Annotated in this window: 17 protein-coding genes; 15 read left to right on the top strand and 2 right to left on the bottom strand. The window is 31.2% G+C overall.

What is annotated here, in order from left to right:
• Nucleotides 1-33 precede the first annotated feature (33 nt).
• From FBF21_RS01700 to panD, 10 genes are all read left to right on the top strand, one after another.
• Nucleotides 34-1176 carry a pyridoxal phosphate-dependent aminotransferase family protein gene (locus FBF21_RS01700; RefSeq protein ID WP_002876223.1) on the top strand — a complete coding sequence of 381 codons (1143 nt, stop codon included), beginning with the start codon at nucleotides 34-36 and terminating at the stop codon, nucleotides 1174-1176.
• Nucleotides 1173-1784 carry a pimeloyl-ACP methyl esterase BioG family protein gene (locus tag FBF21_RS01695; protein WP_002854367.1) on the top strand — a complete coding sequence of 204 codons (612 nt, stop codon included), beginning with the start codon at nucleotides 1173-1175 and terminating at the stop codon, nucleotides 1782-1784. The genes FBF21_RS01700 and FBF21_RS01695 overlap by 4 nt, the downstream gene beginning before the upstream one ends.
• On the top strand, nucleotides 1781-2467 hold the full coding sequence (gene bioC, locus FBF21_RS01690) for a malonyl-ACP O-methyltransferase BioC (RefSeq protein WP_002854349.1): 687 nt from the start codon (nucleotides 1781-1783) through the stop codon (nucleotides 2465-2467). Before FBF21_RS01695 ends, bioC begins: the two co-directional genes overlap by 4 nt.
• 53 nt (nucleotides 2468-2520) lie before the next feature.
• Nucleotides 2521-3270: a molybdate ABC transporter substrate-binding protein gene (gene modA / locus FBF21_RS01685; RefSeq protein ID WP_002854529.1), complete on the top strand. Its 750-nt coding sequence runs from the start codon at nucleotides 2521-2523 to the stop codon at nucleotides 3268-3270.
• Nucleotides 3267-3668: a molybdenum-pterin-binding protein gene (locus FBF21_RS01680; RefSeq protein ID WP_002787993.1), complete on the top strand. Its 402-nt coding sequence runs from the start codon at nucleotides 3267-3269 to the stop codon at nucleotides 3666-3668. Before modA ends, FBF21_RS01680 begins: the two co-directional genes overlap by 4 nt.
• Nucleotides 3661-4329, top strand: coding sequence for a molybdate ABC transporter permease subunit (gene modB / locus FBF21_RS01675; RefSeq protein ID WP_002854336.1), 669 nt, complete (start codon nucleotides 3661-3663; stop codon nucleotides 4327-4329). Before FBF21_RS01680 ends, modB begins: the two co-directional genes overlap by 8 nt.
• A 9-nt stretch (nucleotides 4330-4338) precedes the next feature.
• A complete protein-coding gene (locus FBF21_RS01670) occupies nucleotides 4339-5229 on the top strand; it encodes a sulfate/molybdate ABC transporter ATP-binding protein (protein WP_002854406.1) in 891 nt (296 codons plus the stop codon).
• Between the two features lie 153 nt (nucleotides 5230-5382).
• Nucleotides 5383-6207: a 3-methyl-2-oxobutanoate hydroxymethyltransferase gene (gene panB, locus FBF21_RS01665; RefSeq protein ID WP_002854572.1), complete on the top strand. Its 825-nt coding sequence runs from the start codon at nucleotides 5383-5385 to the stop codon at nucleotides 6205-6207.
• Nucleotides 6208-6217: 10 nt separating this feature from the next.
• Entirely contained in the window at nucleotides 6218-7066 is an 849-nt protein-coding gene (gene panC, locus FBF21_RS01660; RefSeq protein WP_002867741.1) for a pantoate--beta-alanine ligase, read from the top strand.
• Nucleotides 7063-7443: an aspartate 1-decarboxylase gene (gene panD / locus FBF21_RS01655; protein ID WP_002798651.1), complete on the top strand. Its 381-nt coding sequence runs from the start codon at nucleotides 7063-7065 to the stop codon at nucleotides 7441-7443. Before panC ends, panD begins: the two co-directional genes overlap by 4 nt.
• Nucleotides 7444-7517: 74 nt before the next feature.
• Here the strand turns inward: panD and FBF21_RS01650 are convergent, their stop codons facing one another.
• Both FBF21_RS01650 and surE read right to left on the bottom strand, forming a co-directional pair.
• The gene (locus FBF21_RS01650) at nucleotides 7518-8171 is read right to left on the bottom strand and encodes a ThiF family adenylyltransferase (RefSeq protein WP_074482889.1); all 654 of its coding nucleotides are present in this window, start codon (nucleotides 8169-8171) and stop codon (nucleotides 7518-7520) included.
• Nucleotides 8161-8937 carry a 5'/3'-nucleotidase SurE gene (gene surE, locus FBF21_RS01645; protein WP_002854555.1) on the bottom strand — a complete coding sequence of 259 codons (777 nt, stop codon included), beginning with the start codon at nucleotides 8935-8937 and terminating at the stop codon, nucleotides 8161-8163. Before surE ends, FBF21_RS01650 begins: the two co-directional genes overlap by 11 nt.
• A 254-nt stretch (nucleotides 8938-9191) precedes the next feature.
• On the opposite strand from surE, the gene FBF21_RS09425 reads away from it, so the two are divergent.
• The 5 genes from FBF21_RS09425 to greA all read left to right on the top strand — a co-directional run bounded on the left by FBF21_RS09425 (nucleotide 9192) and on the right by greA (nucleotide 13068).
• A complete protein-coding gene (locus FBF21_RS09425; RefSeq protein ID WP_348981004.1) occupies nucleotides 9192-9938 on the top strand; it encodes an MFS transporter in 747 nt (248 codons plus the stop codon).
• On the top strand, nucleotides 9939-10364 hold the full coding sequence (locus tag FBF21_RS09420; protein ID WP_198429840.1) for an MFS transporter: 426 nt from the start codon (nucleotides 9939-9941) through the stop codon (nucleotides 10362-10364).
• Between the two features lie 263 nt (nucleotides 10365-10627).
• Nucleotides 10628-11380: an AcfC family glycoprotein adhesin PEB3 gene (gene peb3 / locus FBF21_RS01635; protein ID WP_002869717.1), complete on the top strand. Its 753-nt coding sequence runs from the start codon at nucleotides 10628-10630 to the stop codon at nucleotides 11378-11380.
• Nucleotides 11381-11476: 96 nt separating this feature from the next.
• Entirely contained in the window at nucleotides 11477-12571 is a 1095-nt protein-coding gene (lpxB, locus tag FBF21_RS01630; protein WP_002869716.1) for a lipid-A-disaccharide synthase, read from the top strand.
• 11 nt (nucleotides 12572-12582) lie between these two features.
• A complete protein-coding gene (greA, locus tag FBF21_RS01625) occupies nucleotides 12583-13068 on the top strand; it encodes a transcription elongation factor GreA (protein WP_002858660.1) in 486 nt (161 codons plus the stop codon).
• Nucleotides 13069-13070 lie beyond the last annotated feature (2 nt).

Below are 13070 nucleotides of genomic sequence, written 5' to 3'. Positions count from 1 at the left end.
TAATACTTTAAATTTCTGAATTTTAGGAAAAAAATGAGCCTTGAAAATATCTTAGAAGCCCTTGAAAAAAATCACAATCTTAGAAAACTTACAAGCCTCAAACATGAAGGAAATTTTGTTTTTAAAGAGGGTAAAAAGCTTTTAAATTTAGCGGGGAATGATTATTTAAATTTAAGCTCTTGCAAATCTTTAAAAGATGAATTTTTAGATAATGTCAAAGAACAAGACTTATTTTTTTCAAGCTCAAGTTCAAGGAGCTTGAGTGGAAATTTTACAATTTATGAGGAATTAGAAAGCTTTTTAAAATCCAAATTTAAAGAAAAAGAAATCTTACATTTTAACAGCGGTTATCATCTTAATATCTCTTGTATAGCTGCACTTGTGAGCATTCCAAATACACTTTTTTTAGCAGATAAATTCATCCATGCAAGTATGATTGATGGACTAAAACTTGGCGGAGCAAAATTTTTTCGCTTTCATCATAACGATATGAATCATTTAGAAAATTTAATTCAAAAACATTATGATCATTATGAAAATATCATCATTTTAAGCGAAGCATTATTTAGCATGGATGGTGATTTTTCTGATTTTAATACACTCATCGCCTTTAAAGAAAAATACCCTAAAATCAAACTTTATATCGATGAAGCGCACAGCGTGGGTTGCTTTGATGAGGAGGGCTTGGGACTTGTTAAAGCTTTAAATTTGGAAGAAAAGGTTGATTTTATAGTTTTTACCTTTGGCAAGGCTCTTGCTTCTATGGGTGCTTGCATAATTTGTAATAATCTTTATAAAAGCTTTTTTATCAACAAAGCTAGAGCTTTTATTTATTCTACAGCGCTGCCTCCTATCAATATAGCTTGGACAAAATTTATTTTTGAAAAAATGAGCGAGCTAAAAGAAAAAAGAGAAAAATTACAAATCATAGGCAACTTTTTTAAAAATCAACTCATAGAAAAAAATCATCAAATTTTAGGCGATGCTTACATCATCTCCTTGGTTTTGGGAAAAAATCAAAAGACTATAGAATTAGCAAAAAAACTTGAAACAAATGGCATTTTTGCACCCGCTATAAAAGAACCTACGGTGCCTAAAAATACAGCTAGAATTCGTTTTTCTTTGCATGCAGGACTTAGTAAAGAAGATTTAAAGAAAGTGATAGAACTTTTATGAAAATAAGCAATTTAATTCAAAATGAAAACTCACAAGAACTTATCTTAGTATTTGGCGGTTTTGCTTCACATCCTAGCCATTTTGCACATTTAAAAAGCGATAAAAATGTAGTTTTGGTTTATGATTATGAAAATTTAGACTTTAAATTTGATTTAAAGTCTTTTTCTAAAATCACTCTCATAGCTTTTTCTATGGGAGTTTGCGTAGCAAGTAGAGTTTTAAAAGATATAGAGTTTTCGCAAAAAATAGCTATCAATGGCACTCCTTTTGGCATAGATAAATTAAAAGGAATTCATCCTGCAATTTTTGCTAAGCAAATTAAAAAATTTGATCTCACGGCTTTTAAAAAATCTTTATTTAAAGAGCGCAAAAATGAAGCAAAAAACTTTATTTTTAAAGATGAAAAAGATTTAAAAACCGAGCTTGAAAAACTTTTCGAATTTGCCTCAAAAGAGTGTAATGAAAACTTTATTTGGGACAAAATTTACTCAAGCAATAATGATGAAATTTTTCCTCAAAATGCTTTAAAAAACACTTTTTCAAAGCTTATTTTCCTAAATGAGCCACATTTTGCTTTTTTTCATTTTAAAACTTGGGATGAAATTTGAATTTTTTAAAAGCAAAAGATTATCAAAAACACGCAAAAGTGCAAGATTTAATGGGTTTAAAACTTTGTGAAATTTTAAAAAATTTAGAAATTTCGCATTTTAAAAAAGTGTTTGAATTTGGTTGTGGTAGGGGCGAATTTAGCGACAAACTTTCAAAAATTATCACTTTTGATGAATATCTAAAAAATGATATTTTGGATTATCCTGACAATCTTAATGTAGAAATTTTTGATATGAATACCCTAGCTACACAGATTTTAAGCAAGCAAAAATTTGATCTTATCACTTCTAATGCGAGTTTGCAATGGCTTGATTTAAAGCAGGTTTTGCCCACACTAGCAAATATGTTAAATGAAAAAGGAATTTTACTTCTTTCTACTTTTGGAAAAATGAATTTAAAAGAGATCAAACAAAGCACAGGCTTGGGTTTAAAATATTTTAGCACAAAAGAACTTGAACAAATTTTTAAACCCTATTTTTCTGATATTAAAATCACTGAAGAAATTGTAAATTTGGAATTTCAAAACGCTTTAGAGGTTTTTAAGCATTTGAAATTAAGCGGGGTAAATTCTTTGGGATTTTATCGCTTAAACAAGCAATTCTTAAAAGAATTTGAAGAAAAATTCCAAAATAAACTCACTTATCATCCTATTTTTATTTTATGCAAAAAAGATACAAAATAAAATTTCTTATGTTATAATACAAAAAATCAAGATTATCTACAAAGGAAAGTGCAGTGAAAAAGCTTGTGTTAATTTTTATAGTGTTGTTTTTATCTTTAAATTTAAATGCACAAAATTTAAGTGTTTTCGTAGCTTCTTCAGCTTCAAAAGCTATGGAAGAAGTCAAAAATGAATTTTTAAAATCACACCCTAATGACAATATAGATCTTGTTTTTGGTGCTTCGGGAAAGTATTATCAACTTTTGAAACAAGGGAGAGAATTTGATCTATTTTTTTCAGCCGATACAAAATACGCGCAAGCAATTTATGAGGATCAAAACGCTTTAGATAAACCAAAAGTTTATGTTTTAGGTATCTTAGCCTTATATAGCTTAGATGAAAGCTTACTTGAAGGTGGGATAGAAAAGCTAAAAGATAAAGCAAATAAAATTCATCACCTAAGCCTTGCAAATCCAAAAGTTGCTCCTTATGGAGTAGCTGCTAAAGAAGTACTTGAAAATTTAAAATTAGACAAACTCTTTGAAGATAAAATTGTTTTAGGTGAAAATATCTCCGTGCCCGTTTTACATGTCGATAGCAATAATGCGGATTTGGGTATTGTGGCTTATTCTTTAGTATCTTCTATCAATCATCCTAAGGGCAAAGCTATTTTAATCGATCAAAAATACTTCACCCCTTTAAAACAAAGCTATGTCATCACAAGATACGCTAAAGATAAAAAATTAGCCTTTGAATTTAGCGATTTTATCAGCTCACAAAAAGCAAAAGAAATCTTTAAAAAATACGGATTTGACACACCTTGAATATCTTAAATGGCAAGATTATAGAGCTTTTAAATGAGGGTGAGATTGTCATCGTTAAGATCAGTATTAAAGAGCATATTTTTAAAGTTTTAATGCTTGATCTTCATTCTTTGCAAGATCTTAAAATAGGTACAAAAATTCAAGTGCTTTTTAAAGAACACGAACTTGGCTTTGCCTTGCCTCATTCTATTTTAAGTGTGGAAAATTCATTTCTAGCAAGGATTAAAAGTATTAAAAAGGGCAAAATTCTATATCATATCTTTTTTGATTTTGAGGGTGATGAAATTTCTAGCATTATCGCTAAAGAAAAAGCCTTAGAGCTTAAGCTCGAAGAAGGACAAGAATGGCTTTGCTTTGTCAAGGAAAACGATATCATTTTAAAGGCTATTTATGGATAATGATTTTTTACAAACCCTTTATCTTACCTTTAAACTTGCATTTATCACTACCTTTATACTCTTTTTCATCGGAGTATTTTTAGCCTATCTTTTAAGCTTTGTGAAATTTCCTTTTAAAAGCTTGGTGCAAACCTTTGTAGCTTTGCCCTTGGTTTTGCCTCCAAGTGTTTTGGGATTTTATTTACTCATAAGCTTTTCACAAAACAGCTTTTTAGGACAATTTTTAAAAGAATATTTTAACCTTTCTTTGGTTTTTAGCTTTGAAGGTTTAGTATTTGCTTCTTTGATTTTTTCTCTGCCCTTTATGGTAAATCCTTTACAAAGTGCTTTTTCATCAATCAATCAAAACCTACTTGATGCTTCTTATGCTCTAGGAAAGGGTAAAATTTATACACTTTTTAGAGTGATTTTACCCAATTCTAAAGTAGGGATTTTTAGTGCTTGCGCGATGAGTTTTGCACACACCATTGGTGAATTTGGAGTGGTGATGATGATAGGTGGACACAAAAAAGGTGAAACTTTGGTCGCAAGTATTGCTATTTATGATGAGCTTGAAGTTTTAAACTATACCTTAGCACATCAATACGCTTTTACTTTATTTGCGATTTCTTTTGCTATACTCTTAAGTCTTTATTTTGTGAACAAAAAAATCGCTCTATAGGCCAATTTTATGATAAAAATCGATATAAAACTTCCCATTAACACAGCAAAAGGCAAGAAGCAACTAGAATTAAACACTTGCCTAAAAGCAAATGAAATCACTGCTATTTTTGGAGAAAGCGGTGCGGGAAAAACGACTTTACTTAAAATCATTGCAGGACTTATAAAACCTGAATTTGGGCGCATAGAAGTAGGAGATGAGCTTTGGCTTGATACCCAAAAAAATATCAATTTAGCCATACAAAAAAGAAAAATCGGCTTTGTTTTTCAAGATTATGCTCTTTTTCCAAATATGAGCGTAAAAGAAAACATTTCTTACGCTGCGACTTCAAAACAAAAAGTAGAAGAGCTTTTAAGCTTAATGAATTTAGAAAATTTAGCCAAAATTTATCCCAAAAATTTAAGCGGTGGACAAGCACAAAGAGTGGCTTTAGCAAGGGCTTTAGCGAGAGAACCGCAAATTTTACTTTTAGATGAGCCTTTGAGTGCATTAGACTTTAAAATGCGATCTTTTTTGCAAGATGAGCTTGTGAAAATTTTACAACATTTTAAAATCACTACTTTATTGGTAAGTCACGATTTGGCTGAAATTTACAAATTAAGTCATAGAATTTTAGAGCTTAGTGATGGAAAAATCATCAAAGATGCAAGAACAAATGAATTTTTTACCTCATCAAATTTAAGTGCGAAACTGCGTTTAAGTGCAACTTTGCTTGAGATTAAAAAAAGTGATATTTTGATGATTTTTACCCTACTTTTAAATCAAGATATCGTTAAAATCACACTTAGCGAAGAAGAATTTTTAAGAACTTATAAAAATGTAAAAATCGGCGATACGCTTTTACTATCCATAAAAGCCTTTAACCCTATCATCGTAGGAAAACTTGATAAACAAAAGTAAAAATTTAATTTTTCTACAGAAATTTTCCAAAATTGTAACCATTAAAACAATCCATTAATTAAATATATTTTGTTTTATCGTTTATTTACTATTTATGAAAATTTATATGCTAGTTTTTTGCTTACTATTTTATAGCTAAACGAGGTATTTTAAATGAGAAAAAGTATTCTTAGTTTTTTGGAAAAAAAAGGTAAAAATGAAAAAATAACCATGGTAAGTGCCTATGACTACCATAGTGCAAAAATTCTAGATAATTGCGATATAGATATCATATTGGTTGGAGATTCATTAGCTATGACAGTGCTTGGCATGCAAGATACTTTAAGTGTGACCATGGATGAAATGTTGATCTTTACCAAAGCTGTTTCTCGCGGAGCTAAAAAGTCTTTCGTACTTGCGGATATGCCTTTCATGTCTTATCAAAGCTCGGATCGTGACGCTATCTTAAATGCCTCAAGATTTATCAAAGAAAGCCATGCAAATGGGGTAAAAGTGGAAGGGGGTATAGAAATCGCAAGCAAGATTAAATTAATTTCCCAATCAGGAATACCCGTCGTTGCTCACCTAGGACTAACCCCACAAGCTGTAAATATGCTAGGTGGATATAGAGTTCAAGGTAAAGATTTACAATCGGCTCAAAAAATCATAGATGATGCAAAAGCTGTGCAAGATGCGGGTGCTTGTATGTTGGTTTTAGAATGCGTACCTGTAAAATTAGCACAAAAAATAAGCTCTATTTTAGAAATTCCAACAATCGGCATAGGTTCAGGTAAATACTGCGATGGACAAGTTTTAGTTTATCATGATCTTTTAGGTTTAAATAAAGATTTTAAAGCAAAATTTGTAAAGCATTTTGATAAAATTGACCCTCAAGTAGGAGTTGAAAAATATAGAGATGAAGTTAAAAGCGGTATTTTTCCTTCCGAAGAGCACAGCTTTGATTATTTAGATGATGAATTATTAGATAAATTATACTAAGGATACAAATATGGAAGTCATTACTTCTATCAAAGAAGCAAAACAAATTGTAAAAAATTGGAAATCACATAACCTTAGCATAGGCTATGTTCCAACCATGGGCTTTTTACACGATGGGCATTTAAGTTTAGTCAAAAATGCCAAAACACAAGATAAAGTCATAGTAAGTATCTTTGTAAATCCTATGCAATTTGGCCCTAATGAAGATTTTTCTAGTTATCCAAGAGATTTAGAACGCGACATTAAAATGTGTCAAGATAATGGCGTTGATATGGTTTTTATCCCCGATGCAGCTCAAATGTATCTTAAGAATTTTAGCACCTATGTGGATATGAACACGATCACGGATAAGCTTTGTGGAGCTAAAAGACTGGGGCATTTTAGAGGCGTTTGCACAGTTTTGGCTAAATTTTTTAATATCCTAAACCCTGATATAGTCTATATGGGGCAAAAAGACGCGCAGCAATGCGTAGTCGTTAGACATATGGTTGATGATTTAAATTTTGATTTAAAAATTCAAATTTGTCCTATCATTAGAGAAGAAGATGGCTTAGCTAAAAGCTCTAGAAATGTATATCTTAGCGAAGAAGAAAGAAAAGCGTCACTAGCTATATCTCAAAGCATTTTTTTAGCTGAAAAATTAGTCCAAGAAGGAGAAAAAGATACTTCCAAAATTATCCAAGCTATGAAAGATATTTTAGAAAAAGAAAAATTAATCAAAATCGATTATATAGAATTAGTTGATTTTAACACTATGGAAAATATTAAAAATATCGCCGATAATGTTTTAGGAGCAGTGGCTGCTTTTGTTGGAAAAACAAGACTCATTGATAATTTTTTAGTACAAGGATTAAAATGAACATTACTTTACTCAAATCAAAAATACACCGTGCAAACATAACAGAAGCTAGGCTTGATTATGTAGGAAGCATAAGCATAGATGAAAAATTATTGCAAGCGAGTGGAATTTTAGAATACGAAAAAGTTCAAGTAGTCAATGTCAATAATGGCGCTAGATTTGAAACCTACACCATCGCTACACAAGAAGAAGGGGTTGTATGCTTAAATGGCGCTGCGGCTCGTCTTGCTGAAGTAGGAGATAAAGTGATCATTATGTCTTATGCTGATTTTAACGAAGAAGAAGCAAAAACATTTAAACCAAAAGTTGTCTTTGTAGATGAAAATAACACTGCTACAAAAATAACAAATTATGAAAAACACGGAGCTATTTTCTAATATCTAACTATTTTTGTAATTTTTTCTATCTTAGATAAATGAATTTATCTAAGATAAATATTTAAATTTCAATCTTATCTAGCAAGAACTTTTCTTAATGCTAAACTTGCTAAAGCTAAACCAAAAGATGCAGTCACACCCATGAAAGATCCAAGATCTTTACAATGCGCTTCCTCATCTGAAAAAACCACATCAAAATTTCCTTTAAAACCTGATTTTCTAAGCTCGTAACGAAATTTTTTTGCTAAAGCATCTCCGTGGGTTTTAAATATACTTGTAGTTTTTATACGCGTAGGATCAAGCTTTCTAGCCCCACCTGTAGAAGAGATAAAAATTTGACGCTTAAAATCGATCAAATTGGCAAGTGCTACTTTTGCAGGGATATCATCAATTGCATCGATGATTAAATCAAATTCACTTAAATCAAAATTTGCTAAAAATTCATTGTCTATTTTACTTACTATACCCTTAGCATTGTAAATTCTAGCAAAAACCTTAGCTTTTTCTTCGCCTAAATTTTCACTATGAATTTGGCGGTTTTGATTGGTGATTTCAAATTTATCCGCATCGATTAAAGTAAGATTTTGAAAACCGCTACGATAAAGCGCATCAACGCAAATTCCACCCACTCCACCAAGTCCGCAAACCAAAACTTTTGTTTGTGAAATTTTTTGAAATTTTTCTTCTCCAACTAGCCATTTTATACGTGTAAATCTATCATTCATCATTTGCCTTTAACCATTTTTTAACTTTTTTCATTCTTTCATAAGCTGTAAGATCCAGCATTATAGGTGTTATTGTAGCGTAACCTTTTTTAAGTAAGGCAATATCGCTATTTTTCTCATCTTCAAAGTCTAAATTCGCCGCTGCAAGCCAATAGTACTCTACTCCTCTCGGATTGACATTTGAATGGGCTTCAAAATTATAAACCCTTTTGCCTGCTTTACAAATTTTAATGCCTTTGATTTTTGATTTTGCAGGAAAATTGATATTTAAAAATTCTTTTTTTTCCAAAGGAAAACCTTTATCAAAAATATTTTGAATGATTTTTTTGGTAATTTGTAAAGCATTTTTATAGTCTAGTTCTTTTTCGCTTTTTTTATAAAATTGAGAAAGAGCGATAGCAGGAATTCCTTGTAAAACCGCCTCCATAGCTCCTGCGCAAGTTCCTGAGTAGGTAATATCCTCGCCTACATTAGCACCTTTATTAATCCCACTTATTACAAGATCAGGCAAACGCTTTTTGTATAAAGCATGCAAAGCAAGATAAACACAATCTGCTGGAGTGCCATCATCAAGTTTGTAAAATCTTTTTCCCACTTTAACAAAACGCAAAGGTTTGGTTAGGGTTATAGAGTGCGAACAAGCTGATTTTTCACTAGCAGGAGCTACTATGGTGATCTTGGCTTTAAATTCTTTTGTTAACATCTTAATGAGTTTTTTAAGTCCTTCGCTTTCATAACCATCGTCATTAGTGATAAGAATTTCTTTCATTGTCTTCCTTGCAAAAGATAAAAATCTGGATTTTAACATATTTTTTTAAAGCTTCATAGTATAAAATTTTAATTTTTAAATTATATAAATTTCGTATTATTTTTAATTATTTTTTTATTTTATATCGATTAACATTATTTAAACTATAAAAATATAAAGTTAGTAAGGATGGTTTAAATATGTTTGATTTTTTCAAACCTAAGGCAAAAGCTATTAAATTTCCTCTTTAGGAAATTTTACCTAGATATTACAAAATGAGAACTTGGAGTTTAAGTGGGGTTTTTATAGGATATATGGGATATTATCTTGTGCGAAATAATATCACTCTTTCAACTCCATTTATACAAAATCAACTTAATCTCAGTAAATCAGACATCGGAACAATCACAGGCTCAATGCTTATAGCTTACGGGATTAGCAAGGGTGCAATGAGCGTTATAAGCGACAAAGCTGGTCCTAAAAAATACATGGCTTTAGGTCTTATTTTATGTGCTCTTGTAAATGTTTTACTTGGTTTTTCAAATTCTTTTTACGCTTATGTAGGTTTTGTTATCGCGCTTGGGGTTTTTCAAGGTATGGGGGTAGGTCCTTCTTTTATCACTCTTGCAAACTGGTATCCTAAAAAAGAGCGGGGAATTTACACGGCCGTTTGGAATATCTCACATAATATAGGAGGCGGGATAGTTGCTCCTATAGTTTCGCTTTCAGGTTTTGCTTTAGCAGCATTATTGGGTGTGAGTATGGCAAATTTTAACGAAACATATTGGCACATGAATCATTTTTATACTCCTGCTGCTTGTGCAGTTATCATTAGTCTTTATGCGCTTTATGCAGTTAAAGGAAATCCTAAAAATGAAGGTTTGGTTGATATTACTGAAATCAATGAAATGCGAGGGATTAAAATAGAAGAAATCAAAGCTATAGAAACTCCAAATTTAAGCAGTTTTGAAATTTTTTATCATTATGTACTTAAAAACAAAAATGCTTGGCATGTGGCTTGAATGGATACTTTTGTTTATATGGTGCGTTTTGGGCTTATTTCTTGGCTTCCTATTTACTTGCTAGAAACAAAAGGCTTTAATAAAGAACAAATAGGTATTGCCTTTTGGCTTTTTGAATGGGCTGCTATACCTTCTACTTTACTTGCAGGATATATTTCAGATAAAATTTTTAAAGGCTATAGAATGCCTCCTGCTATAGGCGCCATGGTGATTATTTTCTTTATGATTATTGGATATTTTACTTCAAATAATCTTTATATGGTTATTTTCTTTGCAGCTATGGCGGGGTGTTTAGTCTATATACCACAATTTTTAGCAAGTATGCAAACTATGGAAGTCGTTCCTGCTTTTGCAGTAGGATCTTGTGTAGGACTTCATGGCTTTATGAGTTATGTAGTCGGCGCTTCACTTGGAACAAAAGCATAGGTTGGGCTGTGGATTACTATGGTAGTTGGAATGCTGGTCTTATCATGCTCCTTAGTGCTTGTATTCTTTGTATACTTTGTTCTACTTTATGTCATTTTAGCGCTAAAAAGAAGCATCAATAACAATTTTAACTTTTGCTTGCAAAAATACCAAGCAAAAGTTAGATTTTAATAATATTTTTGTTACATTATAACTATTTATTAACATATAATTTCTAAAATCTTACCTTCAATCAATAAAAATTTATCATAAAAGGAAATACTATGAAAAAAATTATTACTTTATTTGGTGCATGTGCCTTAGCTTTTAGTATGGCAAATGCAGATGTAAACCTTTACGGACCAGGTGGCCCACACACGGCCTTAAAAGATATAGCAAACAAATATAGCGAAAAAACAGGCGTTAAAGTAAATGTAAATTTTGGCCCTCAAGCGACTTGGTTTGAAAAGGCTAAAAAAGATGCAGATATTTTATTTGGCGCTTCAGATCAATCGGCTTTAGCTATAGCGAGTGATTTTGGAAAAGATTTTAATGTGAGTAAAATCAAGCCTTTATATTTTAGAGAAGCCATCATACTTACTCAAAAAGGCAATCCTTTAAAAATCAAAGGTTTAAAAGATTTGGCTAATAAAAAAGTAAGAATCGTTGTGCCTGAAGGTGCTGGAAAGAGCAATACTTCTGGAACTGGAGTTTGGGAAGACATGATAGGTAGAACTCAAGATATAAAAACCATACAAAATTTTAGAAACAATATCGTGACCTTTGTTCCAAATAGTGGAAGTGCAAGAAAGCTTTTCGCACAAGATCAAGCCGATGCTTGGATCACTTGGATTGACTGGTCAAAAAGCAATCCTGATATAGGAACTGCCGTAGCTATAGAAAAAGATTTGGTTGTTTATAGAACTTTTAATGTGGTAGCTAAAGAAGGTGCGAGCAAAGAAACACAAGATTTTATTGCTTATTTAAGTTCTAAGGAAGCTAAAGAAATTTTTAAAAAATACGGCTGGAGAGAATAAACCTTCATACACGCTTTTTAGCGTGTATTCTTGCATAACTTCTTTTAATTAAGTCAAAATAAGATAAAATGTTTAAAATATTGATAAGGAAATTTTTTGAAAACCTTTTTAGTTTGTGCTTTAGAGCCTTCAGCAAATTTGCATTTAAAAGAAGTTTTAAAAGCTTATAAAAAAGATTTTGGTGAATTTGAACTTCATGGGATTTATGATGAGAGTTTATGCAAAGAATTTGATTTAAATTCTAAACCACTTTATAGCTCACATGAATTTAGTGCTATGGGTTTTATAGAAGTTTTACCTTTGATTTTCAAAGCAAAAAAAGCGATCAAAGAATTAGTGAATCTAACTTTAAGCCAAACAATGGACACAGTTTTATGTATCGATTCTCCCGCTTTTAATATCCCTTTTGCCAAGGCTTTAAAAAAAGCAGGCAGTAAAATTCCACGCATTTATTATATCTTGCCTCAAGTTTGGGCGTGGAAAAAAGGTCGCATACCTATCATAGAAAGTCATTTTGATATTTTAGCTTCTATTTTGCCCTTTGATAATCAATTTTTTAACAAAAGCACCTATATAGGCCATCCGCTTTTAGATGAGATAAAAGAATTTAAAAATCAAGAAGATATTAATCATACATTTTCAAAAAAAGATGATGAAAAAACTATAGCCTTTTTACCAGGTTCAAGGCGTAGTGAAATTAGGCGTTTAATGCCTATTTTTAAAGAACTTTCTCAAAAATTTAAGGGTGAAAAAATTCTTTGCGTTCCCTCATTTAATCTTGAAAAATTAGAAGTTTATGGTGATATTAGCGAATTTAAGATAGAAAGTAACACTCCAAAAGTGCTTAAAAAAGCTGATTTTGCCTTTATTTGTAGTGGAACAGCTACTTTAGAAGCAGCTTTAGTGGGAACTCCTTTTGTTCTTGCTTATAAGGCAAAGGCTATCGATATTTTTATCGCAAAACTTTTTGTAAAATTAAAACATATAGGACTTGCAAATATTTTTTGTGATTTCGCTGGAAAAGAAGCTTTAAATCCTGAATTTTTACAAGATAAAGTCAATGTTTTAAATTTATATGAAGCTTACAATAAATATGATTATAAGGCATTTTTTGCTAAAGTTGATTTTTTAAAAGAATATTTACAATTTGGAAGTGCTAAAAATTTAGCAAAAATCCTAAACGAAATATAAAAGGATAAATCATGCAAAAAGAACCAATGAGTCAATTTGGCTATGATAAGTTAGCCGCAGAATTAAAAGATTTAAAAGACAATCAACGCCCTGCCGTTGTAATAGAAATCGATACAGCAAGAAGTCATGGGGATTTGAAAGAAAATGCTGAATACCATGCTGCAAGAGAAAAGCAAGCTTTGATAGAAAGTCGTATTGCAGAGCTTAGTGACTTGCTAGCAAGAGCTCAAGTGATCGATCCTTCAAGTTATGAGCACGATAGTGTGAAATTTGGTTCAAGTGTTGTGATCATGGATTTGGATACAGAAAAAGAAAGCAAATATACTCTAGTAGGAATTTGCGAAGGAAATTTAGATAAGGGTTATATTTCCATCGCATCTCCAATAGCAAAAGCTATGCTTGGAAAAAAAGAAGGAGATGATTTTAAAGTGCGTTTGCCAAAAGGTGAAAGTGAATTTGAAATCCTTTCTATAAATTATGAGCCTTTGAAATTTTAAGG

It is taken from the genome of Campylobacter sp. CFSAN093238 (assembly GCF_012898015.1).
Taxonomy (GTDB): domain Bacteria; phylum Campylobacterota; class Campylobacteria; order Campylobacterales; family Campylobacteraceae; genus Campylobacter_D; species Campylobacter_D jejuni.
This window is presented reverse-complemented; position numbering and strand designations above follow the sequence as displayed.